Annotated in this window: 21 protein-coding genes; 6 read left to right on the plus strand and 15 right to left on the minus strand. The window is 62.4% G+C overall.

The window, feature by feature from the left end; genetic code table 11:
- Positions 1-9: 9 nt before the first annotated feature.
- On the minus strand, positions 10-1047 hold the full coding sequence (locus ACP7DD_RS03375) for an NAD(P)H-dependent flavin oxidoreductase (protein WP_426173289.1): 1038 nt from the start codon (positions 1045-1047) through the stop codon (positions 10-12).
- A gap of 721 nt (positions 1048-1768) precedes the next feature.
- Here ACP7DD_RS03375 and ACP7DD_RS03380 point away from each other — a divergent pair.
- On the plus strand, positions 1769-2536 hold the full coding sequence (locus tag ACP7DD_RS03380; protein ID WP_426173290.1) for a 5'-methylthioadenosine/adenosylhomocysteine nucleosidase: 768 nt from the start codon (positions 1769-1771) through the stop codon (positions 2534-2536).
- On the opposite strand, the gene ald is transcribed toward ACP7DD_RS03380, so the two are convergent.
- Complete coding sequence (ald, locus tag ACP7DD_RS03385) at positions 2533-3648, minus strand: alanine dehydrogenase (protein ID WP_426173291.1); 1116 nt, start codon at positions 3646-3648, stop codon at positions 2533-2535. The genes ACP7DD_RS03380 and ald overlap by 4 nt on opposite strands.
- A gap of 36 nt (positions 3649-3684) precedes the next feature.
- On the minus strand, positions 3685-7320 hold the full coding sequence (gene putA / locus ACP7DD_RS03390; protein ID WP_426173292.1) for a trifunctional transcriptional regulator/proline dehydrogenase/L-glutamate gamma-semialdehyde dehydrogenase: 3636 nt from the start codon (positions 7318-7320) through the stop codon (positions 3685-3687).
- A 180-nt stretch (positions 7321-7500) separates the two neighbouring features.
- Between putA and ACP7DD_RS03395 the strand changes: the two genes are divergently transcribed.
- Positions 7501-7956 (plus strand): Lrp/AsnC ligand binding domain-containing protein, encoded by a 456-nt coding sequence (locus tag ACP7DD_RS03395; protein ID WP_426173293.1) that lies wholly within the window; start codon positions 7501-7503, stop codon positions 7954-7956.
- Positions 7957-8659: 703 nt separating this feature from the next.
- On the opposite strand, the gene katG is transcribed toward ACP7DD_RS03395, so the two are convergent.
- Positions 8660-10870: a catalase/peroxidase HPI gene (gene katG, locus ACP7DD_RS03400; protein ID WP_426173294.1), complete on the minus strand. Its 2211-nt coding sequence runs from the start codon at positions 10868-10870 to the stop codon at positions 8660-8662.
- A gap of 1217 nt (positions 10871-12087) precedes the next feature.
- Here katG and ACP7DD_RS03405 point away from each other — a divergent pair.
- On the plus strand, positions 12088-13656 hold the full coding sequence (locus ACP7DD_RS03405; RefSeq protein ID WP_426173295.1) for a methyl-accepting chemotaxis protein: 1569 nt from the start codon (positions 12088-12090) through the stop codon (positions 13654-13656).
- A gap of 2 nt (positions 13657-13658) precedes the next feature.
- Here the strand turns inward: ACP7DD_RS03405 and ACP7DD_RS03410 are convergent, their stop codons facing one another.
- The gene (locus ACP7DD_RS03410) at positions 13659-14606 is read right to left on the minus strand and encodes a LysR family transcriptional regulator (RefSeq protein WP_426173296.1); all 948 of its coding nucleotides are present in this window, start codon (positions 14604-14606) and stop codon (positions 13659-13661) included.
- A 161-nt stretch (positions 14607-14767) separates the two neighbouring features.
- On the opposite strand from ACP7DD_RS03410, the gene ACP7DD_RS03415 reads away from it, so the two are divergent.
- Positions 14768-15055 carry a hypothetical protein gene (locus ACP7DD_RS03415; protein WP_426173297.1) on the plus strand — a complete coding sequence of 96 codons (288 nt, stop codon included), beginning with the start codon at positions 14768-14770 and terminating at the stop codon, positions 15053-15055.
- Between the two features lie 68 nt (positions 15056-15123).
- Here the strand turns inward: ACP7DD_RS03415 and ACP7DD_RS03420 are convergent, their stop codons facing one another.
- Complete coding sequence (locus tag ACP7DD_RS03420) at positions 15124-15717, minus strand: chalcone isomerase family protein (RefSeq protein WP_426173298.1); 594 nt, start codon at positions 15715-15717, stop codon at positions 15124-15126.
- Positions 15718-15818: 101 nt separating this feature from the next.
- On the opposite strand from ACP7DD_RS03420, the gene ACP7DD_RS03425 reads away from it, so the two are divergent.
- Entirely contained in the window at positions 15819-16103 is a 285-nt protein-coding gene (locus tag ACP7DD_RS03425; RefSeq protein ID WP_426173299.1) for a ChaB family protein, read from the plus strand.
- On the opposite strand, the gene ACP7DD_RS03430 is transcribed toward ACP7DD_RS03425, so the two are convergent.
- The 7 genes from ACP7DD_RS03430 to ACP7DD_RS03460 form a co-directional block, all read right to left on the minus strand.
- A complete protein-coding gene (locus ACP7DD_RS03430) occupies positions 16084-16383 on the minus strand; it encodes a hypothetical protein (RefSeq protein WP_426173300.1) in 300 nt (99 codons plus the stop codon). The genes ACP7DD_RS03425 and ACP7DD_RS03430 overlap by 20 nt on opposite strands.
- Positions 16384-16593: 210 nt before the next feature.
- A complete protein-coding gene (locus ACP7DD_RS03435; protein ID WP_426173301.1) occupies positions 16594-16803 on the minus strand; it encodes an NYN domain-containing protein in 210 nt (69 codons plus the stop codon).
- Between the two features lie 152 nt (positions 16804-16955).
- Positions 16956-18593 carry a methyl-accepting chemotaxis protein gene (locus tag ACP7DD_RS03440; RefSeq protein WP_426173302.1) on the minus strand — a complete coding sequence of 546 codons (1638 nt, stop codon included), beginning with the start codon at positions 18591-18593 and terminating at the stop codon, positions 16956-16958.
- 154 nt (positions 18594-18747) lie between these two features.
- Positions 18748-19002, minus strand: coding sequence for a YfhL family 4Fe-4S dicluster ferredoxin (locus ACP7DD_RS03445; RefSeq protein ID WP_426173303.1), 255 nt, complete (start codon positions 19000-19002; stop codon positions 18748-18750).
- A gap of 10 nt (positions 19003-19012) precedes the next feature.
- A complete protein-coding gene (gene coaD, locus ACP7DD_RS03450) occupies positions 19013-19510 on the minus strand; it encodes a pantetheine-phosphate adenylyltransferase (RefSeq protein ID WP_099786650.1) in 498 nt (165 codons plus the stop codon).
- Positions 19511-19622: 112 nt separating this feature from the next.
- Entirely contained in the window at positions 19623-20267 is a 645-nt protein-coding gene (gene rsmD, locus ACP7DD_RS03455) for a 16S rRNA (guanine(966)-N(2))-methyltransferase RsmD (protein WP_426173304.1), read from the minus strand.
- A gap of 119 nt (positions 20268-20386) precedes the next feature.
- Positions 20387-21286 carry a DUF6279 family lipoprotein gene (locus ACP7DD_RS03460; protein ID WP_426173305.1) on the minus strand — a complete coding sequence of 300 codons (900 nt, stop codon included), beginning with the start codon at positions 21284-21286 and terminating at the stop codon, positions 20387-20389.
- Between the two features lie 26 nt (positions 21287-21312).
- Here ACP7DD_RS03460 and glmU point away from each other — a divergent pair, with 26 nt between their 5' ends.
- On the plus strand, positions 21313-22689 hold the full coding sequence (glmU, locus tag ACP7DD_RS03465; protein ID WP_426173306.1) for a bifunctional UDP-N-acetylglucosamine diphosphorylase/glucosamine-1-phosphate N-acetyltransferase GlmU: 1377 nt from the start codon (positions 21313-21315) through the stop codon (positions 22687-22689).
- A 25-nt stretch (positions 22690-22714) separates the two neighbouring features.
- On the opposite strand, the gene ACP7DD_RS03470 is transcribed toward glmU, so the two are convergent.
- The gene (locus ACP7DD_RS03470; protein ID WP_426173307.1) at positions 22715-23890 is read right to left on the minus strand and encodes an ABC transporter permease; all 1176 of its coding nucleotides are present in this window, start codon (positions 23888-23890) and stop codon (positions 22715-22717) included.
- Positions 23887-24636, minus strand: a complete 750-nt coding sequence (locus tag ACP7DD_RS03475; protein ID WP_426173308.1) for an ABC transporter ATP-binding protein — start codon at positions 24634-24636, stop codon at positions 23887-23889. The genes ACP7DD_RS03470 and ACP7DD_RS03475 overlap by 4 nt, the downstream gene beginning before the upstream one ends.
- Between the last annotated feature and the right edge of the window lie 47 nt (positions 24637-24683).

Genomic DNA, 24683 nt, shown 5'->3' on the forward strand with positions numbered 1-24683 from the left:
CAAGGCTCCTCAAGTTGGGCGCATCTCCGCCACCAGCGTTTGCATCAGTTGCGCGACCGACAGCGCGCGGGCGCGGCCGACTTCGGCGCCGGCCCACAGCGACATCAGTTCGGTGTCGCCGCTTGTCGCGGCAGCGGCTCGTATACTTCCTGTCAATGCATTTTGCACAGGATACGCTGGAACTTGCGTCTCCACACTCTCCATTTGCTTCATGAAACGATTTTCGACGCCGCGGGCGTAGCGGCCGGAGAAGCTGCGGGTCAGCCGCGTCGTCAGCCCATGGCCCGACAGCAGCTTTTGCTTGTAGGCCGGATGGATGCCGGATTCATCGGTGACGAGGAAGGCGGTGCCCATCTGCACTGCCTTGGCGCCGAGCGACAACGCTTCCTTGATGTCGACCCCGGTCATGATGCCGCCGGCGGCGATGACGGGAATGCGCACAGCCTCGGCAACCAGCGGCCACAGCTGGCGCGCCGACAGCGTCGCTTCCTCTTGGGGGCCGAGAAAAGTGCCGCGGTGGCCACCCGCCTCGACGCCGGACGCCACCACCGCATCCGCCCCGATCTTCTCCCAGGCCCGCGCTTCGTCGACTGTCGTGATGGTGCCGATAACGGCGATGCCGGCGGAGTGAAGCCGCTCGACCTGACTGGCCGTCAGGATGTCAAAGGTAAAGCTGGCGGCGGCGGGCCTTAGCTCGAGCAAGGTTTCGAACTGGGCGCTGAAGTCCTGGCACCATTGCGTCGGGACCGGCAGGTCGGTCCAGCCCAGGCTTTGCCAGATCGGGCGCAACAATTCGACGCCGGCATTGACTTCCTGCTCGCTTGGCGTTGGCGTGGGCTGCACAAAGAAGTTGAGCTGGAAGGGCCGATCGGTCATCGTGCGGATCTGGGCGACCTGGTCACGGATCGCGGCGGGGGACAGCAACGACCCGGGCAAGCTGCCCAGTCCGCCAGCGTTGGACACACCGGCCACCAGGGCAGATGTGCATGAGCCGCCGGCCATCGGGCCTTGAACGATTGGAAATTCCAACAACGACAACACGTCCATACAACCTCCTGTGGATAAGTCTATGAATATCCACAGGTACCGTTTGTGGATAAACCCTATTTTATTCACACGCTGGAATTTGTCCAGAATTGCTACCAACGTCATACAAAGTCGTTAACCGGTTTATACAACGCGCAAGTTGTTGATTCGTTGGATGTTTACGGCCTTATCCACAGGAAATGGCCTGCGTTAACTATTACTACTAAACTTGTATACATACTTGTTTAAGTAAACAAAACGAGGGAAAGCCGAGACAGAACGACCCGAAAAACCGGCTGTCGAGCCTGATTCGACAAAAGCGAAGGCAATAGTTGATGACTCTTTTTTGTGCAGACTGTTTTCGAATTTCAAAATCGATGCGCGTACTGTTTTGCCAACTTTAACTTTTTGATAGCCTCAGCATGTATCCCCGCCTTCGCGAGCATCACTGGCCCTGGTGTGAGCCTGTGGATAAGCTGTTGGATATCCACAGGGTTCAATGTGAAGAACTCATGCATTTGTACACAGCCGGTTTTTTATCCAACAATGATCCCAACTGGATACAATGTTTTTGAGCGTACTTGTAAACGCTGTAAGCCATTGAGCCTGTTGATAAAATTCGACTTATGCACAAAAAAATCGCCGTTTACTATTACTACTATATTTATATATATATCTTTGTATAAAACAGTAAACGCAGCGAACCATGTGGACAAGCCCTGAAAAACCGTCTTCCAGAAACATGAATCACCACAAAATCAAGCGCTTGGGAATCATCAGCGCCCTTCATGAAGAACAGGAAGGGCTCGTGCAAGCCATGGAAGGGACCGCCACGGTCGTCCACGGCATGCGCAATTACTCTGTCGGCCAGTTGTGGGGAATCGACGCTGTGTGCGTCCTGTCGCGTATTGGCAAGGTCGCGGCATCGATGACGGCCGCCATGCTTGTGGAAAAGTTCGGAGTTACCCACATCCTGTTCACAGGTGTGGCAGGTTCAGGCGATACAGGCGTACACGTGGGCGACATCGTGATCGGTGAATCGCTGGTTCAGCACGACATGGACGCCAGTCCCCTGTTTCCGCGCTACGAAGTGCCGCTGACCGGGATTGCACACTTTGCTTCCGATGCACGGCTGTCAGCCCAGCTGGCGGGCGCCGCGTTCAATTTCCTGGAATCGGACTTCAAGGAGGTGATCGGCCTGGAAGATCGCCAGGTGTTCGGACTCGGACAGCCGCGAGTGCATCGCGGCCTGATTGCCAGCGGCGACCAGTTCGTCACCAGCCGTGGCCATGTAGAACGATTGAACACGTCCCATCCAGGCTTGCTGGCGGTCGAGATGGAGGGGGCGGCGGTGGCGCAGGTGTGTTTCGAGCTGGGCGTGCCGTTCGCCGTGATCCGTACGATCTCCGACAACGCCAATGAAGACGCCGCGACCGATTTTCTACGTTTCGTAAAATCGGTCGCCGCGCGATATGCCTTCCATATCGTCAGGCGTTTTTGCCAGGGTTAGCCGAGCATCGAGTCGGCTGACACGTACTGGTAGTCCAGCGCTTCCGCCACTGCGGCGTATGTGACCTTGCCCAAGCACACGTTCAGGCCATTCTTCAGATGCGGGTCGTCGCGCATGGCTTGCTGCCAGCCTTTGCCCGCCAATGCCACAGCGTGGCCGATGGTGGCGTTGTTGAGCGCAAAGGTCGAGGTACGCGCCACGGCGCCTGGCATGTTGGCGACGCAGTAGTGCACCACGCCATCGAGCACGAAGGTCGGATCGGCATGCGTTGTTGCGTGCGAGGTTTCGAAGCAGCCGCCCTGGTCGATGGCGACGTCGACCACGACCGCGCCGGGCTTCATGCGGGAAATCATGTCGCGCGTGACCAGCTTCGGCGCCGCGGCGCCGGGCACCAGCACGCCGCCGATCACCAGGTCGGCCGACAGCACCGCTTCCTCGACCGCGTGGGCGTTCGAGTACAAGGTAGAGATGCGGTTGCCGAAAATCAGGTCGAGCTGGCGCAGCCGGTCCATGTTCTTGTCGAGCACGGTGACACGCGCCCCAGTGCCGACCGCCATCTGCAACGCATTGGTGCCGACTACGCCGGCGCCGATGATGACTATGTGGCCGGCAGCTACGCCAGGCACGCCGCCCAGCAGCAAGCCCATGCCGCCCTTCGATTTTTCCAGGTGCGCAGCGCCCGCCTGGATGGCCATGCGGCCGGCCACTTCGCTCATCGGCGCGAGCAGCGGCAAGCCGCCGCCGGCGCCGGTGATGGTTTCGTAGGCAATACAGACCGCGCCCGAGCGCACCAGCGCCGCCGTCTGTTCAGGATCGGGCGCCAGGTGCAGGTAGGTGTACAGGATCTGGCCTTCGCCGAGCATGGCGCACTCGCCCGGCTGCGGCTCCTTGACCTTGACGATCATTTGTGCACGGGCGAAGATTTCCTTCGCCGTAGCAACAATCGACGCGCCCGCCGCGACGTACTGTTCGTCAGGCAAGCCGATCTCGGCGCCGGCGTTTTTCTGCACCAGCACCTGGTGACCGCGCGACGTCAGTTCGCGCACGCTGGGCGGCGTCAGGCCGACCCGGTACTCATTGTTCTTGATCTCTTTTGGGACCCCGACTATCATGTCTTCCTCCAAGTTGTAAAACGAACATCTGCATCATTACAGACCCAGCGTCATTAGGCTTGCGTTACCGCCAGCGGCGGTCGTGTTGACACACAACGCGCGCTCGGCGACCAGGCGCCACAACGGGATCGCACCTTCTTCGGTGGTGTCGACCATGCTGATAATTGCACCGTCCCGGCCGGCAAGTTTCAAGCGCAACGTGTCGGCGACGGACGCTTCCACCAGAGCCACCTGGAACGGATAAGTGCATTCGTCGACATTGGCGATGACCTGGATGCGGTCGCGCACCTCCGGCGGCAGGCCTTCCGGCAGCAGGTGGCCGGAGCTGGCCAGCACCACCGCACGGTTGCCGGTCGCCAGCACCGCGGCCAGCTGGTTGAGCAGCACGCCGATGTGCTTTGCGGCGCACAGCACCGTGCCGCGGTTGGCGAACGACAGCGTGTTGCGCTCGCCCGTCGGCCCCGGCAGCGCCAGCGTGGTGCCGAGCAGGGTCGTGCGCATGTACTGTTCGGCCAATGTCACCACGCGCTGCTGGCCGTGCGTGCGCGCCCACCCCATCAGCGCATCGAGTCCCGGCGTGGCCTGGCGTTCGTGGCGCAGCAACGGCGGCGCGGCGCGCTGCAGGCGCTTGATGTACAGCGGACCGCCCGCTTTCGGGCCGGTGCCGGACTTGCCTTCGCCGCCGAAGGGCTGCACGCCGACCACCGCGCCGACGATATTACGGTTGACGTAGATGTTGCCGACGTGGGCGTGCGTGGCGATGAAGTCGATCGTCTCGTCGATGCGCGAATGGACGCCGAGCGTCAGGCCGAAGCCGCTGGTGTTGATCGAGTCGATCAGCTGCGGCAAGGCCGCGCGCTTGTAGCGGATGATGTGCAGCACCGGGCCAAATACTTCCTGCGTGAGCTCCGACAGCGCGCCGATTTCCAGCACCGTCGGCGCGACAAACGTGCCCTGCGCTTCCAGGCCTGCCGGCAGCGGCAGCGAATAGAACGACTTGGCCTTGAGCTTGGTGCGCCCGATGTGCGCCAGCAGGTTGTCGCGCGCTTCGGCATCGATCACCGGGCCGATGTCGGTCGACAGGCGGTCCGGCACGCCGACGCGCAGTTCCTGCATCGCGCCCTTGAGCATGCGGATGGTCTTGTCGGCGATCTCCTCCTGCAGGAACAGCACCCGCAGCGCCGAGCAGCGCTGGCCGGCGCTGTCGAAGGCGGAGCTGAGCGCATCCTGCACCACCTGTTCGGGCAGCGCCGACGAATCGACGATCAGCGCGTTCTGGCCACCCGTTTCGGCGATCAGCGGGATCTCGTTCGACTCGTCGAGCGAGCGCCTGGCCAGCGTGCGGTTGATCAGCTGCGCCACTTCGGTCGAGCCGGTAAAGATCACGCCGCGCACGCGCGCGTCGGCCGTCAGCGCCGCGCCGACCACTTCGCCGCGGCCCGGCAGGAACTGCAAGGCGCCCTTCGGGATGCCCGCCTGGTGGAACAGCTGCACCGCGCGGTGCGCGATCAGCGGCGTTTGTTCGGCCGGCTTGGCCAGCACCACGTTACCGGCGGCCAGCGCAGCGGCCAACTGGCCGGTAAAAATCGCCAGCGGGAAGTTCCAGGGGCTGATGCAGGTGACCGGACCCAGGGCCAGCGTATTGGCGCAGCCATGCACCTGCGCGGCGTAGTAGCGCAGGAAGTCGACCGCTTCGCGCACCTCCGCGATCGCGTTCGGCAGCGACTTGCCGGCTTCGCGCACGGCCAGCGCCATCAACTCCTGGCAGTTTTCCTCGAACAGGTCGGCCACGCGGGCGAGCGTGGCGGCGCGGATCGACGGCTCGGTCGTCTGCCAGTCCATCGCATATGCGGTGGCGCCGGCGAGCGCTGTCTCGACGTCGGCGCTGCTCGCTTCCTGCACATGGCCGACCACGTCCGCGTGGTTGGCCGGGTTGACGATCCGGCCGGACGGCGATGACGCCAGCGGGCCATCGATCAAGGGCGCCGCGTCATACACGCGACGCGTCGACAGCGATGCCGCCAGGCCGGTCAGCACATCCTCGTCGGTCAGGTCGATGCCGGACGAATTCTTGCGCTCGGCGCCGAACAGCTGGACCGGCAGCGCGATGCCCGGATGCGGCGCGCCGCCCTGCGCGCGGGCGGCGTCGAACGGATCGGCGATCAGCGACTCGATCGACACCTTCTGGTCGACGATCTGGTTGACGAACGACGAGTTGGCGCCGTTTTCCAGCAGCCGGCGCACCAGGTAGGCCAGCAGCGTTTCGTGCGAGCCGACCGGCGCGTAGATGCGGCAGGCCTTGTCGAGGTTTTCCTTGCCGACGACCTGGTCGTACAGCGTTTCGCCCATGCCGTACAGGCACTGAAATTCGTAGTTGCTAATGCCGTCCTGCTTGGCCCAGGTGTAGATCACCGCCAGCGAGTGCGCGTTGTGGGTGGCGAACTGCGGGTACAGCAATTCGCTGGCAGCCAGCAGTTTCTTTGCGCACGTCAGGTACGACACGTCGGTATAGACCTTGCGCGTATAGACCGGATAGCCGGGCATGCCGTCGACCTGCGCGCGCTTGATCTCGGCGTCCCAATATGCGCCCTTCACCAGCCGCACCATGAACTTGCGGCCGCTGCGCCTGGCCAGGTCGGCCAGGTAGTCGATGACGAACGGGCAGCGCTTCTGGTAGGCCTGCACGACGAAACCGATACCGTCAAAGCCGGCCAGCTCGGGATCGAACGCCATCGCTTCCATCAGGTCGAGCGAGATCTCGAGGCGGTCGGCTTCTTCGGCGTCGATGTTCAGGCCGATATTGTAATGCTTGGCCAGCAGTACCAGGGTGCGCACGCGCGGCAGCAGTTCGGCCATCACGCGCGCATGCTGCGCGCGGCTGTAGCGCGGGTGCAGCGCCGACAGCTTCACCGAGATGCCGGGACCGTCCTTGATGCCGCGCCCATTCGACGCCTTGCCGATCGCGTGGATCGCCGTTTCGTACGACGCGTAGTAGTTCTGCGCATCGAGTTCGGTCAGCGCCGCTTCGCCCAGCATGTCGTACGAATAGCGGTAGCCGCGCGCTTCGTTGTCGCGGCTGTTTTTCAGCGCTTCGTCGATGGTCTGGCCGGTGACGAACTGGTTGCCGAGCATGCGCATGGCCAGGTCGACGCCTTTGCGGATCAGTGGCTCGCCGCCCTTGCCGATCAATTTGGTCAGCGCCGAACCGAGGCCGGTTTCGCTGCTGGTGCCAACGAGCTTGCCGGTGATGAGCAGGCCCCAGGTAGCGGCATTGACGAACAGCGACGGCGACTCGCCGAGGTGCTTGCGCCAGTCGCCCTTGCTGATCTTGTCGGCGATCAGGCGGTCGGCGGTCTGGCTGTCGGGGATGCGCAGCAGCGCTTCGGCCAGGCACATCAGCGCCACGCCTTCTTCCGATGACAACGAAAATTCATGCATCAACGCATCCACGCCGGACGAGCGCGTGCGCTTTTCGCGCACCTGCGACACCAGCTTGTGCGCCAGCGCCGCGGCGTCGCTGTGGGCGCGCGCGCCCTGCGCCAGCAGCCACTCCACCGCGCCGGCCTCGCCCTGCCGGTAGGCCGCGGTCACCGCCGCGCGCAGCGGCGTCTGTTCAGGCTTGATTTCTGCCTGAAGCGAGGCGAAGGGGACGAACGGGGCGGGATTTTGCATGGAAAACTCTTTCGTCATAAGGGGGAAACAACGGTGCGCGAAGAATCATGGACGCAAAAAATTGATTCGATTGTAGTGCGGATTCTTCTGGATTTATTCTGGTAATAACGAAGACTAGCAATAGATAGTTTTTGGTGAGACAATTTAACCAAATTATATTTATCTTGGGGGTAGCCTGACATGCTGGACAAGATTAGCAAGAAGATCCTTTCGGAATTGCAGAACGACGGACGCATCAGCAATGTCGAACTGGCCTCCCGGGTCAACCTGTCGCCGGCCGCCTGCCTGGAGCGGGTGCGCAAGCTGCATGAATCAGGCTACATCATGGGCTACACCGCCCAGCTCAATCCCCAGTTGCTCGACGTGTCGCTGCTGGTGTTCATCGAGGTGGTGCTCGATCGCACCACGCCCGAAGTGTTCGATGCCTTCAAAAATAGCGTACAGCTGATTCCCGAGGTGCTCGAGTGCCACATGGTGGCCGGCGGCTTCGACTATCTGGTCAAGGCGCGCGTGAAGGACATGGCGGCGTACCGCGAGTTCCTCGGCAAGACCTTGTTGCAGAAGGGCGTGCGTGAAACGCATACCTACGCCGTGATGGAAGAAGTGAAGAACACCACCAAGCTGCCGATCAAGTAGGGGTTTGAGGTGCAGTGGAACGATTATGGAAAGCTTTGCATAACCGTTCTTATGGAAAGCATATTGTTATGGAAAGAGCTGGTGGTGAAGCGCGATCCCCAGCTTGGCCCAGCTTGCCATCGAATGCAAATTCGCTTCACATAACGCACAGCTAGGTAGCCCGCATGCGAGCGTTTTCCGAAGGTGGAGATCCTGCCCCCGTCGAGTACAATCGACGGCGACAGGTCGGTAGGCAGACGCCACACGGCATCACCAACGGCGGCACCCGGCCAAAAAGCGGTCGTTCCCGTCCGTCCGGTTTGGGGCAACGCGGTGCCCCTTACAAGTGATTAGCCCTGACGCGCTTTTCGATGGGTTCAGCGCGAGGCCTTGGCGTGAGAAGCGGGTCACTTTAGGATTTTCCAGGTTTGCGCGCCAACGCGTCTAAGCCGCGCGTGGAAGGCCAACGCCGGCAACTGCGAAGAACACCACTGGCCGACAGATCGTATTTGGCATGCCGTCGAAATCGCCGTCGCTGCGTGGTAACATTCGCCGATGCTGCCGCCTGGCGCTCGCCACGACCGAGTCGCGACGACCAAGTGGCGTCGTTCGTGCGGGACGCTCCAACCGTGCCCGCGAGCGCGCTGAACCTCCCGCTCTGGCGGATCTAGCGACAGCGTTCTGCATGAGCGCGCTGCCTCGAACACCGACGCCGGGGTCCTGACTACTGATACTTCGCGTACGTCAGATCGAACCGATCAGCGTTCATGACCTTCGTCCACGCGGCTACGAAATCCTTGATGAATTTCGCATCGCCGCCCGTCTGCGCGTACACCTCGCAGACCGCTCGCAATTCGGCGTTGGAGCCGAAGACGAGGTCGGCGCGGGTCGCGCGCCAGGTTTCATGGCCTGCCTTGCGGTCGAAGGCGACATATTCTTGGTCGTCGGAACCATCGACGGCGTTCCAAACGGTGGTCATGCCGAGCAGGTGGACGAAGAAGTCGTTGGTCAGCTGGCCGGAGCGCTTCGTCAGGTGGCCGTGGCCGCGTTCGCCGTGATTGGCGCCAAGCACACGCAGGCCGCCAATCAGCACGGTCATCTCGGGCACGGAGAGGCCTAGCAAGCTGGCCTTGTCAATCATCATCTCCTCGACCTTGACCGCGAGCCTTTTGTCGCCGACGTAGTTGCGAAAGGCGTCGGCCTCGGGCTCCATCACGGCGAAGCTCTCGACATCGGTCTGGTCTTGCGTGGCGTCGCCGCGGCCGCCGATGAAGGGCACGTCGCACGATGCGCCGGCGTCCTTGATCGCCTTCTCGAGACCGACCACGCCACCAAGCACGATGGCATCGGCTAAGCTCATCGAGCCGCGTAACCCGTTGAGCACGTCGATCACCTTGGCCAGCATGGCCGGCTCGTTCACCGCCCAGTCTTTCTGCGGCGCAAGCGCCAAGCGCGCCCCGTTTGCGCCGCCGCGGAAGTCCGACTTGCGGTAGGTCGACGCCGACGCCCAGGCGGTTTTGACGAGTTGGCTGACGGTCAGCCCGCTGTCAGCAATCTTCTTTCGGAGCGCCGTGACGTCGGAGTCCGACGGCTGGGTACCGGCCGGTATCGGATCCTGCCAGATCAGGTCTTCTTGCGGCACCTCGGGCCCGAGGTAGCGCACCTTCGGCCCCATGTCGCGGTGGGTCAGCTTGAACCAGGCGCGCGCAAAGGCGTCCTTGAAGGCCGCATGATCGTTGCGGAACTTCTCCGATATCTTGCGATATGCTGGATCACGCTTGAGCTGCATGTCGGCGGTCGTCATGATCGTCGGCACTTTCTTCGACGAATCCCAGGCCGCCGGGGCCATGTCTTCTTCCTTTGGGTTGATCGGGGTCCACTGGTGTGCGCCGGCCGGACTCTTGGTGAGCTCGTACTCGTAATCAAGCAGCAGCCGGAAGTAGTTCTCGGTCCACTTGTCGGGCATGTTGGTCCATGAGCCCTCGATGCCGCTGGTCACCGTGTGCTCGCCGATGCCGCCGTGCTCCTCGGTCGAGACCCAGCCGAAACCCTGTGCGGCAAAGTCGCCGCCCGACGGTGCCTTGCCGAGCGTCGACGCGTCGCCATTGCCATGGCACTTGCCAAAGGTGTGACCCCCGGCCGTCAGCGCGACAGTTTCCTCGTCGTCCATGGCCATGCGCTTGAAGGTCTCCTTCATGTCGCGCGCCATACCGGCGTCATCGTGCGGATTGCCCCCCGGTCCTTCCGGATTGACGTAGATCAGGCCCATTTGGATCGCGGCCAGCGGACCCTCGATCTCGTGCATGCCGTGTTCCGGCGAGATGCGGGTCTGCACGCCCTGGTTTACCCACTTGTCTTCCGCTCCCCAGAAGATGTCGCGTTCCGGCTCGAACACGTCGGCGCGGCCGCCACCGAAGCCAAAGATCGGCCCACCCATGCTTTCGATAGCGACGTTGCCGGCCAGGATGAACAGGTCCGCCCAGCTGATGTTCTGGCCGTATTTCTGCTTAATCGGCCATAGCAGGCGGCGCGCCTTGTCGAGGTTGCCGTTGTCGGGCCAGCTGTCGAGCGGGGCGAAGCGCTGCTGCCCACTGTTGGCGCCGCCACGCCCGTCAGCCGTGCGATAGGTTCCCGCCGCGTGCCAGGCCATGCGGATGAAGAAGGGGCCGTAATGCCCGTAGTCGGCCGGCCACCAGGGCTGGCTGTCGGTCATTAGCGCCTGCAGGTCGGCTTTCAGCGCGGGATAGTCGAGCGCCTTGAAGGCCGCGGCATAGTCGAAGTCCGCACCCAAGGGGTTGCTGGCGCCGTTGGGGTTGAGGATCTCGGTCGCCAGCATCTCAGGCCACCAATCCTTGTTGGTGCGACCCAACAGCGATCGGGGTTCACCATGGCCCATCGGGCAACCGCCGCCGAGCGTTACAGTTTTTGCGTCCATCTGTTTGTCTCCTGGAAAATCAATAGAAGCCTAGCTTATAGCCAAGCGGAGCATTAGGCCAATCTGAATTTTTATGTCGGTCATAGGCGCCAACTATGCAAGTCGCAGATGGTGGCTAGAATCATGGCGGGACGTTTTGATAACACGTGGTTCATGCAATCGAAGGCAGCGCGAAGACATTGCAAGGCACTCATGACCTTTCCTGAATCGACACGGTGTTCAGTTCGTCGTGGTGTGGCGAACAGCACCATGAACTCCGAGTGAAAACCTGGGAAATCGAGCGCCCGGTCCCGCCTTGATTGACAGCTTTGACGAAGTAATTTTCGCGACCTGTACGACCGCAATGGGGCGCTATGTAAACCTTTACATAACGCCCCCTATGCGCAGATCGCAACTATGCGCAGGTCGTCCAGTAACACGTTGCCGATTCAATCGTGGCGTGACGTTTAGCGAGGTCGATCAGCGGCCATCTGGACATAGTTTCCGCTGTAGAGTGCCGCCGTGGTCCCACTTCAGGAGACACCATGGGAATCACACGATCATCTCGAATCATCCGTATTGACTGGCTCGCTAAAAGGCCACTTGCACTTCGCGTTAGCTAGTTCAAGCAGTACCCAGCGCTACGTCGAGGCCGATCTCGCCATGAAGGAAAAAGCGCTCGCCAGACTGGTGCCACCGGACACCAGCGTGCGTAAGTTCCGGGTGCCGGACTCGTTCATGCGGTTCCCGCAGACGTTTTAACTATGCGTAGAAAGCTCCCGCCCCCAGCGCACTCTGCAACAGGGGCCGGCGCCGTCATTCTCATGACACTTGAGCATAGTTGCGATCTGCGCATAGGGGGCGTAAGCGGTCATCCCCAAGTTGCTGACGCTGCCGATGCCGCCGGGGCGGCGCCAGTGAAATATTATGAAAAGCAAAATTAGCTTGTGGCCCCGCTACGGACGGCGTTTTGACGGCAGCTTTCCATAACCATCCGCTTTCCATAAGAACGGTTATGCAAAGCTTTGCATAACCGTTCCACTGCACCTCCACCCCCAAATAGCTCTGTGCGCGCTCCCGTGCACAAATATATTGCCCATAAGAAAATTGTGTTGAGCTTGTTCAGGCAATGCTGTACGTTAAGGGATATCTGACACCAGGGTGACTCTACCGCTACGCGGCTGCAAGAGGCATGAGCACATGTCCGCTTCAACCCTGGGCGACAACCCGGGGGAAATATGGACGATTCGACATTGGCAAAAGCGCGCGCTGCGCTGGTGCTCGCCGGCGCCGCCGGCGCCAGCACACTCATCATCTTTCTGATCAACCAGGCCGTGCCAGCCGCGCTCGGTCCGGTGGCGGCAGCGTTGCTGGCCAGCGCGGCCAGCCTGGCATTGGTCCGGCTCGCCGGCAGCGGCAATGGCACCGAAGCGGCGCGCAGCCGCGCTTTCATCGACGTGGTCGGACATGCGATCGACGACATGATGATCGGCGCGGCGGAAACGTCGTACTTCGTCGATTCGGTCAAGAAGAAGGTCGAACTCGACGTGCGCACCGCCGCCGATGTGGCGGCCAGCGCGCAAGAGCTTGCCCTCAGCACGCGCCAGATTGCCGCCAATGCGCGGCAGGCGGCGACGGTGGCGGCGCAGGTGCGCAGCGAAAGCGTTGCCGGGCGCGCCGAAATCGAGCAGGGCCTGCAGCGCATCAGCAGCGCCCGCACCGACGCGCGCCAGGGCGCCGCAGCCATGGCCGAGCTGCAAGAGCGCGCGCGCCGCATCGCCGGCTTTACCGAAGTGATCAGCGAGATTTCGGCGCGCACCAATTTGCTGGCACTGAATGCCGCAATCGAGGCGGCGCGCGCCGGGGAACACGGCCGCGGCTTCGCGGTGGTGGCCAGCGAGGTGCGCCAGCTGGCGCTGCGCACCAAGGAAGCGACCGACGAGATCAGCGTGATGGTGCGTGTCATTAACGAGCAGACGACGACGGCGAGCGCGGGCATGGTGTCACTGACGGAGGTGGTGGGCCTGGCGGCCAGCAATGTCGAGCGCGTCCACGCGCTGCTTGGCAACATCGAGCAGTCCGCCGCGGTGTCGGAACGGGAAATCGGCCAGATCGCGGCGGCGGCGCGGGTGCACGTCGGTACCACCGGGATGATCACGGAATCGCTGGCGCAGATTCGCGACAGCATGCTGTCGACCGATGCCGAATTGCCGCGCGCGGCGCGCTCGGCGATGGCGCTGGCGGAACAGGCCGAAGCTATCGTCAGCGCGCTTGGCGACTCGGCGGTGCAGACGCCGCACGACCCGATCCGCATCGCCGCGCAACGCGCCGCCGACCAGGTCGGCCGCCTGTTCAGCGCGGCAATCCGGTCCGGCGCCATCAGCCGCGAAGCGCTGTTCGACCGCCGCTACAAGGCGATTCCGAACACCAATCCGCCGAAGCACAACAGCCGCTTCGACGCCTTCACCGACCGCGCGCTGCCGGAACTGCAGGAAGCATTATTGGGCAGCATGCCGCAGCTGGCGTATGCCGGCGCGGTCGACAGCAAGGGCTACTTCCCGACTCACAACAAGAAGTTTTCGCAGTCGCTGACGGGCGACTACGACGTCGACATCATCCACAACCGCACCAAGCGCATCTTCAACGACCGCACCGGTGCGCGCTGCGGCGCGAATACGCGCTCGTTCCTGCTGCAGACCTACAAGCGCGATACCGGCGAAGTGATGCACGACCTGTCGGCGCCGATCTACGTCGACGGCCAGCACTGGGGCGGCTTCCGGGTCGGCTACCGCTCCAGCGCCGCTTAAGTTCAGTCCGTTGTCGCCGTCGTGATCGCGCTGGTATTCATCGATTCGAGGTGCTTGCGCAGCCACATGTGCGCCGGGCTGCGGGCGTCGCGCTCGTGCCACAGCATGTCCAGGTGCACCGCCGGCAAGGTGAACGGCAGTTCGCGCCACACCAGCGCGTCGGTCATGCCGGTCGATGCGATCAGGTGCTTCGGCAGCACGGTGATCAGGTCGGAATTGGCGACGACGCGGCCGGCCGTGAAGAACTGGTTGACCGTCAGCAGGATGCGGCGCTCGCGTCCCAGTTGCGCCAGCGCTTCATCGGACAGGCCGTGGGCGCGGCCGGAAAAACTCACCAGCAAGTGGTTGGCGGCGACGTAGTTGTCGAGTGTGAGCTCGACCTTGGCGAGCGGATGATTCTTGCGCATCACACAAACATAGCGGCCCGAGTACAGCCGTTCGTGGCGGATCGGCGAACTGGTGTCGGACGACAGTTGCGCGGCCACGCCAGGGAAAAAGCCGACGGCCAGGTCGATGTCGCCACGCAGCAGCATTGGCCGCGGCTCGCGCGTGGTCAGCGGCACCATGCGCACATTGACGCCGGGCGCCTCGGTTTCGATCGAGCGCATCAGCGACGGCAACCAGAAGGCGGCGGTGGCGTCGGCCATCGCCATGCGGAACGTCGCGTTGGCCTTGGACACGTCGAACGTGCCGGGCGTGACGGCCGCCTCCAGTCCGGCCAGCGCCTGACGCACGGCCGGCCACAGCGATTCGGCGCGCGGGGTCGGCTTGACGCCGTAGGCGGTGCGGATCAGCAAGTCGTCGCCGAGGCTCTCGCGCAGCCGCTTGATGGCGTTCGACACCGCCGGCTGCGTCATCGCCAGGTGGCCGGCCGCGCGCGTCAGGTTTTGCTCAGTCATCACCGCGTCGAACACGCGCAGCAGGTTCAGGTCAAGCGTCAGGAAACTCATGATCAACTAAAAGTAGGTGGGCGGGAGGAGTCGGCACGACGTCAAATAGTACATCAAACCATTCATGAACAATATAATTGGTATCAGAAATTCGAATTAGCTTTATATGTTGCGTTGCACTATAGTGCCTATCAACAACAATAAATTGCAATCGGAAAATTTTGTCTACTACTGCCACTCTGCTTCAAGCCACCGCCAACGTCCAGGTACTGCCACTGCTGCGTGCGGCGCTGGGCTTGTCCGCCCTCGCCGGGTTCATTATGTTCTTCAAGCCACTGCTGATGGGCATCGTCCGCGCACTGGTGCTGACGGTGCGTCCGCGCCGCACCAAAGAAGAACGTTTTGCCCGCCGCCAGCTGCGCAATGCGCGCCAATTCCAGCGCATCCTGAATGCATCGCAAGATCCGAGCCAGGCAGCTGAACTGCGGGCGCTGTCGGCACGCGCATAAATTCTACCGCTTAAAAAAAACGCGGCGCCGGGCTTGTCCGGGCGCCGCGTTTTTTTTGTGTCAGCCGCTTAACGACCGCCGAGCAGCGCCGGCTTGAGCGAGCCGTCGGCCGGCTTGTCGCCAATCCAGATGCGCAGCACGGCGTTGTAGAAGCCCAGGTCCGGCACGACTTCCCCGATCTTCTTGCCGTTCAGTTCGGTCACGGTGCCGCTGCCCGGGATCCAGTCCAGGTGCAGCACGTCGCCCTTCTTCAAACCCGGGATCGCGCCAAACATCTCGCCGAACTTGCTGATCTGGCTGACGTATTTCGCCTTTTCGGCGTCGCCGACGTTGTTGTTAATGCCGGTCATGAAGGACTCGCCAAAGGATTCCGAGCTAACGTCGCGCACCATGACCAGGGCGAGGCGGCGCGGCCCTTCCAGCTTGGCGATGTCGGCGACCGTGTTCTTCTTCTCCGTCAGGTACAGGCCGGCGGCGTACACCTTGACGATGAACTTGGTGCGCATGCCGGCGCCATTGAGCACCAGGTCCTTGCCGGCCACTTTGGCGGTGTCGTCGAACTTGATGCCGTTCACGTCGGCCGCGATCGCGCCCTGCACACACAAGCATGCCAGCAGCAAGCCGGCCAGCACACCCTTGAAACCGTGTCTCGTCGTTACCATTTTGTTATCTCCATGTTTTTGTCAAAGTGACTTGCGAATGAGTCCATGATGAATATATCACCACTTGCTCGGAGGAACACAACTAAAAGGAGGGAGCAAAGATGCCTTATTCATCGATCGCCGACCTGCCCGACAGCGTGCGCGACAATTTGCCGAAGCATGCGCAGGAAATCTACAAGGAAGCGTTCAACAGCGCTTTCGATGAATACGCCGAGCGCGGCGCCAAAGGGCGGGAGGTGACCGCCGACAACGTGGCGTGGACGGCGGTGAAGAAAAAATACAGGAAGGATGAGGCGAGCGGCAAATCGCACGAGGCCGGGAATGAGTGGCGTCGATGGCAACTGCGCAGGAATCGGAAAGAAGCTGCTACCAATGCTTCGGTTTAGTAAGCGGTTTTTTTTTCGTTGCGATCTGAGACGGCAATTGTGCGTCCTCTAGCTGCGCATCGGTAATGTGGGAGATTGTCCAGTGCGCCTGTTTTGCCAGGGAGCCGCTTGCACGACGATGCGTTTTTAAACCTTGGCGAAGTGGATGCATCGGGACGATCAACCCAATCATGATAAGCGGAAAATCTTCACGTATCGCCTGCAGGGCCGGCTCGGCGTCGCTATCATTTGAGACCAACACTATGCTGTCGTACAACCCGCTGGCCGCGTCGCGGTACATGCAAAGCGCTAAATTTACAGCAGTGTTCTTCTCTTCGAGCTTCCAAACGCGCGTGCGTAGGGCGCGATCAAATTATTGCCCTGGCACAAAAACTGGCAACAACGCTCCACCCTTATCGAACGAATGTGTGCCGTAGATGATCCTGATGCGTTCACCATGAATTTGATTGAGGGCACGGTGGTATGCGGACTGCGCCGTCACAGACGCAGTTCAGTGCGTCGCGAAGGTTGCCAAGGCCGGAGCAGTGAAGAAATTCACACGCTCAAGCGTTTCGTTTTGATCGCGCTGAGAAATGATGGTTTCGAACAGCTTCACTAAATCGAGCCACTTGAAGCGGGATCCGCGTAGCCGACCGTAGTAAAGGTTATAGGCGTCCACGTAGACGGCAGTCGTATGAGAATGGCCCTCGATCCCTTCCAATTTAAACTTCCAGATGTGAAAAAGCCGCCCATTCAGCGGCTTTTTCGTCCCAAGCCAGAGCCAACTGAATGACACTGCGAGAGATGAGTGATGAGTCAATGATGGCCCATCATGACGCCAGCGTCAATAGAGGGATGACGCCGCTCAACTGCTCAGGCCGCCTCGATAGCGCGAAGCTCGTGCCGTGCCGGGCGCGCCGGCCGCTGAGCGGACACATCCACGGTCGCTTTCGCCAGCGCGGTGCCAGGTTCGAGCTTGAACACGCTGACCACCCGCGCCAGGTTGGCCGCCTGCTCCTGCATCGACGCGGCCGCCGCAGCCGCCTCTTCCACCAGCGCCGCGTTTTGCTGCGTCGTTTCGTCCATCTCGAGGATCGTGTTGTTGACGTTGGCGATGCCGACGCTCTGTTCCTGGCTGGCTGAAGTGATTTCACCCATGATGTCGGTCACCCGGCGTACGCTGGCCACCACTTCTTCCATCGTCACGCCGGCTTGCTCGACCAGGGTGCTGCCTTCGCGCACCTTGTCGACCGAGTCGCCGATCAGCAACTTGATTTCTTTCGCCGCGGCGGCCGAGCGCTGCGCCAGGCTGCGCACCTCCGACGCCACCACCGCGAAGCCGCGGCCCTGCTCGCCGGCACGGGCCGCTTCGACGGCGGCGTTGAGTGCGAGGATGTTGGTCTGGAATGCAATGCCGTCGATGACGCCGATGATGTCGACGATCTTTTTGGACGATGCCGTAATCGAACCCATCGTGTCGATCACGTGCGATACCACCGAGCCGCCGCGCAACGCCACTTCGGAAGCCTTGGCGGCAAGCTGGTTGGCCTGGCGCGCATTGTCGGCGTTCTGCTGGACGGTGGCGGTCAGGTCGCGCATCGAGCCGGAGGTCTGGCCGAGCGAGGCGGCCTGCTGTTCAGTACGGCTCGACAGGTCGAGGTTGCCGCTGGCGATTTCGCTGGAGGCCGAGGCGATCGACTCGGTGCCTGAGCGCACTTCAGCGACGATGCGGATCAGGCTGTCGTTCATGTACTTGAGCGCGCCCATCATCTGGCCGGTCTCGTCGGTGCTGTTGACGTCGATGACACTGCTGAGGTCGCCGTCGGCGACGCGCTTGGCGATATCGACCGCGGCGACCAGCGGCCGGGTGATGCTGCGGGTGGCGAAGAACGCCACGGCGACCGACAGCACGCTCGCGCACAAGGTCAGCACCAGGATCAGCAGCTGGGTGCGGCCCGACACGGCCGTGGCGGCGTCGCCCGATTCGACCATGGCGGCATTCTGGTAGGCGGTGAACTTGTCGAGCTCGTCGAAGTACTTTGCCTGCATGGGACGCAGCGAATACATGAAGTTGACCATCGCGCTCTCTTTCTTGTCCTCCTTGATCGTGGCGATGAAGTCGGCCTGGGCGGGAATGAACTTGGCGCGGATCGTCGCGATGGCCTTCAGGATTTCCCGGCCGCGCGGGTCAGTGGTGCTCTTGGTCAGCTCGGCCAGGGCGGCGGTGGCGCTGGCGTTCTTCTTGTCCATGATGGCGAGCTCCGTGCCGATATGGTCCGGATCGCTCATGACCAGCACGTTGAGCATGCTGCGGGTCGCTTCGTTGACGTCGGTCTTGATGGCGTTTGCCATGACGGTCTTCGGATAGCGTTCCTTGACCATCGTCGTCACTTCCGCGTTCAGGCCGCCGATGCGCAGGTAGGACAAAGCCGCGAGCATGATCAAAAGAGCAATCACGACGCCGAAGCCGACGGCCAGGCGCTGGCCTATTCCCATGTTTCTGATATTCATTGCAGCTGTCTCTCGTTTTTGTCAGGAAGTACTTCAGGCTATTTTCGTTGCCTTGGATAAATATAGCACTACTTGCTGGAAAAACATATTTCCGGTGAGAGTCATTTCCAAAAGAAGCGGAATCTGCAACAGCGGACCCGCTGGGAAAGCGGGGTCAGGCCTTGGCGGCCATCAGGCGCTCGTATTTGGCGCGCAGCTGGTCCGGCGTTTCGGTCCATGCCGGGTTGAGGGGGATGCAGCTGACCGGACATACCTGCTGGCACTGCGGCTCGTCGAAGTGGCCGACGCATTCGGTGCACTTGTTGGGGTCGATTTCGTAAATCTCGACGCCCATGTAGATTGCGTCATTTGGGCACTCGGGCTCGCAGATGTCGCAATTGATGCATTCGTCGGTGATCAGTAACGCCATGATGTTTCGACTACTCCGTGGGCGGCGCCATCGAGGCGATTTTTTTCTGCAGCCAGCGGTCGACCGACGGGAACACGAACTTTGACACGTCGCCGCCGAGGATGGCGATTTCGCGCACGATCGTGCCGGAGATGAACTGGTACTGGTCCGATGGCGTCAGGAACAGCGTTTCGACGTCCGGCAGCAGGTAGCGGTTCATGCCGGCCATCTGGAATTCGTATTCGAAGTCGGAAACGGCGCGCAGGCCGCGCACGATGACGCGGGCGTCATGCTTGCGCACGAAGTCCTTCAGCAGGCCGGAGAAACTTTCGACCTTCACGTTGGGATAGTGGCCCAGCACTTCATTGGCGATTTCGAGGCGTTCTTCAAGCGAGAAGAACGGCCGCTTGTTCTTGCTGTCGGCAACGCCAACGATCAGGCCGTCGAAAAGTCCGGACGCGCGGCGTACCAGATCTTCGTGGCCTCGCGTGAGCGGGTCAAAGGTTCCTGGATAAACAGCTACAACCATTGCGGCTCCCTAGAGATGCACCAATATAGAACGCGCATTATGCCTCAAAACCGGTCATCTGCCCCAGGGCAGACCAAGGCCCGCGCTTTTCCGCGAGCGTATTTACAAGTTGTTACGACGGCGCAGAGCGCAAGCGCAGCAGATGGTAGAACACGATGCCGGCCTTGTCGGCGCGGATGGCTTCCCAGGGCGCAAGCCAGTCCGGCGTGTCGTCGCCATCTTCTTCGGCGAACGGCAGGGGCGCGCCGGACTCGACATAGACGAGGCCATCGGCGGCAAGCAGGTTGACGCACAGCGGCAAGGTTTTCGACAGCATGTCTTGCTGGTAAGGCGGATCCAGGAAAACCAGGTCGAAACACTGGCCGCGCAGGGCCATCGATTGCGCGCTGACGACGGCGTCGGCACGCAGCAAGGCTACCGTGTCGGCGTGCAGCTTTTGCTTGATGGTGTCGAGCTGGCGGATGACCGGGGTGTGGGTGTCGATCATGACGACCGAGCGGGCGCCGCGGCTGGCCGCTTCGAAGCCGAGCGCGCCGCTGCCGGCGAACAGGTCGAGCACATTGGCCGCGCTCCAGTCGTTGCCCCACTGGTGGCTGATCCAGTTGAACACGGTTTCGCGCACGCGGTCGGGGGTCGGGCGCAGGCCGACGGCGTCGAGCACCGGCAGCTGGGTGCGTTTCCAGGCGCCGCCGATGATGCGCACGTGCTGCGGCGGAGGTGGCCGGTGGACCGGAACTTTGGCTGGCTTTTTTTGCATGGGCGGCACTATAGCATGATGGCTCGGGCGGTTGCCCGGGCAGGAACCGCCGATGCGGCTGTAGCCGAAGCCCCGGCTGCTACGTTGACGGCGACGGCTTTACGGCGCCCGGTGCAAGACTACCGGCGCGCGTCGGCCGCCAGCACGTTGAAATCCTCGATCCAGCCCTGCATCCGCTTTTGCGCGTGCGCTTTCTGCGACGGGGTAGCAATCTTCACCGCCGTCAGGATCAGCTGGATGGTCTGGTCGGTATAGGTGTCGAAGAACGCCTTGCGTTCCGGCGCCTCGAAGCGGCCGAACAGTTCCTTGACCAGGTTGTGCAGCACCGACACCGTGGCGTCCTTGCCCAGCTTCTCGGTCTGGATCTTGCGCAGCGCGGCGACGATCTGCTTCTGGCGGCGCATCCGCTCGTCCAGCCAGACATCGTTGTCGAGCACCCGCGCGTCGGACGCCTTGCGCAGCACGGCCTCCTGCTCGGCGTTAAAGTTGCCGAACCACAGGTCGAACTGCTCCATCGACTTCTTGAAACGCGCCTTCTGCCGGGCCTCGAGGTCGCCGCGCATGAACTTCTTGCGGTAGTCCTCGTTGTTCTTGACAAATTTCTTCTCCATCTGCGCGATCTGTTCGGGCCGCACCGACCGCGCCAGGTCCGCCAGTTCAGGCAGTGCCTTGTAGGCCAGCAATTCGGTACGCGCCTTGATGTCGTGGTAGTCGCCGGCCAGGTCGGCCTGGGTCATGTTGCCGGCGAGCTGGCGCTGGCCATTCTGCAGCAACTGGACGTAATCCTTCAGCTGGGTCTTGCGGTGCCACTGGAACAGGTTGTCGATATCCTTCTTCACCCAGCCGGACTGGTCCGAATCGAGGTCGAGATAGTTGTTCAGCCACCAGTACAGCAGGGTGTCGCCGTGGTTGTAGGTAAACCGGATGCTGCTGCAGCCGGCCGCCGTGACCATCAGGGCAATCAGAAACAGCGCGCGAAGGCGGGTTGCGACAGTGCCGCTCGTGTTAAAATTTTTCATCTATTCAACTCTTTCAAATACCGCTTATGAATGTAGTGATTCTCGCCGCCGGCATGGGAAAGCGGATGCAATCCGCGCTGCCAAAAGTCTTGCATCCGTTAGCGGGCAAGCCGTTGTTGCAACATGTGATAGACACCGCACAGGAACTTGCGCCGAGCAAATTATGCGTTATTTACGGGCACGGCGGCGCAGCGGTGCCGGAGATGGTGAGACTTCAGAACAATGGCGAGCACGCAAACATTGATACCGCGCTGCAGGAACCGCAACTCGGCACCGGCCACGCGGTGATGCAGGCGGCGCCGCAGCTCGACGATAACGTTCCCACGCTGATCCTGTACGGCGACGTGCCGCTGACCACATCGGCATCGCTGCGCCGCCTGGTCGAGGCGGCCGGCAGCGACAAGCTGGCGATCCTCACGGTCGAGCAGGCCAACCCGTTCGGGCTGGGCCGCATCGTGCGCGAAGGCGGCAATATCGTGCGCATCGTCGAAGAGAAAGATGCCAGCGAAGCCGAACGGGCGATCCGCGAGATCAATAGCGGCATCATCGTCGCGCCGACGCGCCAGCTGAAAGAATGGCTCGGTTCGCTGTCGAACAACAATGCCCAGGGTGAGTACTACCTGACCGACATCGTCGCCAAGGCGGTAGCCGACGGCGTGCCGGTGGTGTCGGCGCATCCATCGGCCGAGTGGGAAGTGGCCGGCGTCAACAGCAAGGTGCAGCTGGCCGAACTCGAGCGCCGTCACCAGTTGAACAAGGCAAATGTACTGCTGGAACAAGGCGTGACCTTGATGGATCCGGCGCGCATCGACATCCGCGGCACCCTGGCGTGCGGGCGCGACGTGACGATCGATGTCGGTTGCGTGTTCGAAGGCCGCGTCGAGTTGGCCGATGGCGTGTCGGTCGGCGCGCACAACGTCATCGTCAACGCCAGCATCGCGGCCGGCGCCCAGATCAAGCCGTTCTGCCATATCGAAGGCGCCAGGGTCGGGCCGAAGTCGATGATCGGCCCGTACGCCCGCCTGCGCCCTGGCGCGGACCTGGCCGAAGACGTCCATATTGGTAACTTCGTCGAAGTAAAGAACAGCACGATTGCCGCGCACAGCAAGGCCAATCACCTGAGCTATGTAGGCGATGCGACGGTTGGTTCGCGCGTCAATATCGGCGCCGGCACGATTACCTGCAATTACGACGGCGTCAACAAGTACCGCACGGTGATCGAGGACGACGCCTTCATCGGCAGCGACAGCCAGCTGGTGGCGCCGGTAACGGTGGGCAAAGGCGCGACCCTGGGTGCGGGTACGACGCTGACCAAGGATGCGCCGGCCGGCAAGCTGACCATCTCGCGCGCCAGGCAGATGACGATCGACGCCTGGCAGCGGCCGGTGAAGATCAAGAAATAGTCGTTGGCGCCAGGCCGTCGTGGTGTCAGGCGGCCAGGCCTTCGGCCACTTCGCCGCGCGCGGCCTTGAAGGCCGGCGCCAGCGCCGCCAGCAGCGCCACCGCCATCACGGTCACCACCGTCATCATCATCCGATGGAAGTCGAGCTCGACGAGCATTGGCGAGTGTTTCAGCGCCTGCTGGGTGGCGTACGACAGCACCGCCCGGTTCACCACCCACGCGATCAGCCCGCTCGCCACCAGGCTGAGCACGACCGCGAACGCGGCCATCCACAGCGCTTCGGCGGCAAACATGAAAAACACGCCGGTGCTGTGCATGCCCAGCGCGCGCAAGGTTGCCACTTCGCGCCGGCGCTCGAACGCGTTCATCGTGATCGTCGCGGCGATTGCGGCCGCAATGACCGCGAACACCATGCCGGCCACGCTGTCGAACGTCAGGTCCGACGCGCTGCGCAGATGAATGTAGCTGGGCGACAGTTCCTGCCACGTGTGGACGTCGACGGCCAGGCCGGCGCCGCGCAGGTGACCCAGCAAGGTCGCGCGCATCGTGTCGAGCTGCTTGGGGTCGGCCAGCGTCACCACCAGTCGCTCGGTGCGCTCGGTGTCGAGCAGGTTCTGGGCCATTTCGAACGGCATCAGCAGCGAGCGCGCGCCGCTGTTAAATTCGCCGACGCTGAAGACGTCGACGACCTCCACATTGGCTGGCGCCGCCGGCGCATCGGTCGCCGCGCCGATCAGCGTCACGCTGCTGCCGGGACGCAATCCAAGCGCACGCGCGTGCCCGCTGCTGATCGCGATGCCATTGGTCTGGCTGGGCACCAGTTTGCCGTACTGGGCCGACCCCTTGCCGCTGATGCCTTCGCCATGAAACAGCGCCGAGCGCCGGCCGGTGGAAGCGATGCCGGAGACGCTCATCTGCGGCGCCACCTGCGCCACGCCGGCTACCGTTTCGACGATTGCCTTGATCCGCTTGGCGTCGGCCGGCTCGAACGCGGTGCTGCCGGCGGCGCCGGCGCGGGTGACGGTCAGGTGGCCGAGCCGCTCGCCGATGGTGGCCTGGTGCTCGAGCCGCGCGCGGCTGCTGGCGATGTTGCCGGCGAACAGGTCGAGCAGGCACAGGCAGGCGGCGATCAGCAGGATCGTCAGTACGATGCGCGGGCGGCCCAGCATCACGGTGCGCAGCGCCAGTCGATGCGGGCTCATCCTTGCACCCGCAAGGTGCGGCGCGCATCCGACGGCGTGCTCGACAGGCGCCCTTCGTTCAGTTGCAAGGTGCGCGTTGCCCGGCTCAGCTGGCGCTGATCGCGGGTCGAGATGACGAAGGTGGTGCCATGGTCGCGCTGCAGCGAAGCAAACAGGTCCATGACGAGGCGGATGCTGCCGTTGTCGAGGCGCGACGTGGCCTCGTCCGCCACCACCAGGCGCGGCTGCGTGAGCAGCGCGCGGGCGATGGCGATGCGCTGGCACTGGCTGGCGTCGAGCCGCGCCGGATACTGACGGGTCTGGGTCTTGAGGCCGAGACGGGCCAGCAGTTCGGCGCCATAGCCGCGCGCTTCAGCCTGCGCCGGCGCGGCGATGCGCCCGCGCAGCATCAGCGGCAGCATGACGTTTTCCAGCGCGGTCAGCACCGGAATCAGGCTGAACGACTGGAACACATACCCGATCAGCTCGCTACGCAGGTCGGCGCGCGCGTGTTCGGACAGTTTGGAAACGAGCAGGTTGGCCACCACCACGCTGCCTTCGGTGGCCGTTTCCAGCATGCCGATCAGGTTCAGAACGCTCGTCTTGCCGTGCCCGGACGGGCCGCAGATCGCCACCATTTCGCCGCTGGCCACGTGCATGTTGATATCATTGAGCGCATGCACGGCGTTCAGGCCGCGGCCATACACCTTGTGCACACCTGACAGCCTTGCCAGTTCGCGCGCAGGCCGCGCCCCGCCAGTATTCAAGCCGCTTACCACCATCGCATCCATTGCCGGCCCCTATCTGGCCTGCG

Origin of the sequence: Massilia sp. TWR1-2-2 (assembly GCF_049897565.1) — a bacterium.
In the GTDB taxonomy this organism is placed as follows: Bacteria; Pseudomonadota; Gammaproteobacteria; order Burkholderiales; family Burkholderiaceae_D; genus JAFCUW01.

Coding starts and splice junctions, on each gene's coding strand:
- ACP7DD_RS03375 (WP_426173289.1), bottom strand. CDS start 1,047: ATGGACGTGTTGTCGTTGTTGGAATTTCCAATCGTTCAAGGCCCGATG.
- ACP7DD_RS03380 (WP_426173290.1), top strand. CDS start 1,769: ATGAATCACCACAAAATCAAGCGCTTGGGAATCATCAGCGCCCTTCAT.
- ald (WP_426173291.1), bottom strand. CDS start 3,648: ATGATAGTCGGGGTCCCAAAAGAGATCAAGAACAATGAGTACCGGGTC.
- putA (WP_426173292.1), bottom strand. CDS start 7,320: ATGCAAAATCCCGCCCCGTTCGTCCCCTTCGCCTCGCTTCAGGCAGAA.
- ACP7DD_RS03395 (WP_426173293.1), top strand. CDS start 7,501: ATGCTGGACAAGATTAGCAAGAAGATCCTTTCGGAATTGCAGAACGAC.
- katG (WP_426173294.1), bottom strand. CDS start 10,870: ATGGACGCAAAAACTGTAACGCTCGGCGGCGGTTGCCCGATGGGCCAT.
- ACP7DD_RS03405 (WP_426173295.1), top strand. CDS start 12,088: ATGGACGATTCGACATTGGCAAAAGCGCGCGCTGCGCTGGTGCTCGCC.
- ACP7DD_RS03410 (WP_426173296.1), bottom strand. CDS start 14,606: ATGAGTTTCCTGACGCTTGACCTGAACCTGCTGCGCGTGTTCGACGCG.
- ACP7DD_RS03420 (WP_426173298.1), bottom strand. CDS start 15,717: ATGGTAACGACGAGACACGGTTTCAAGGGTGTGCTGGCCGGCTTGCTG.
- ACP7DD_RS03425 (WP_426173299.1), top strand. CDS start 15,819: ATGCCTTATTCATCGATCGCCGACCTGCCCGACAGCGTGCGCGACAAT.
- ACP7DD_RS03430 (WP_426173300.1), bottom strand. CDS start 16,383: ATGTACCGCGACGCGGCCAGCGGGTTGTACGACAGCATAGTGTTGGTC.
- ACP7DD_RS03440 (WP_426173302.1), bottom strand. CDS start 18,593: ATGAATATCAGAAACATGGGAATAGGCCAGCGCCTGGCCGTCGGCTTC.
- ACP7DD_RS03445 (WP_426173303.1), bottom strand. CDS start 19,002: ATGGCGTTACTGATCACCGACGAATGCATCAATTGCGACATCTGCGAG.
- coaD (WP_099786650.1), bottom strand. CDS start 19,510: ATGGTTGTAGCTGTTTATCCAGGAACCTTTGACCCGCTCACGCGAGGC.
- rsmD (WP_426173304.1), bottom strand. CDS start 20,267: ATGCAAAAAAAGCCAGCCAAAGTTCCGGTCCACCGGCCACCTCCGCCG.
- ACP7DD_RS03460 (WP_426173305.1), bottom strand. CDS start 21,286: ATGAAAAATTTTAACACGAGCGGCACTGTCGCAACCCGCCTTCGCGCG.
- glmU (WP_426173306.1), top strand. CDS start 21,313: ATGAATGTAGTGATTCTCGCCGCCGGCATGGGAAAGCGGATGCAATCC.
- ACP7DD_RS03470 (WP_426173307.1), bottom strand. CDS start 23,890: ATGAGCCCGCATCGACTGGCGCTGCGCACCGTGATGCTGGGCCGCCCG.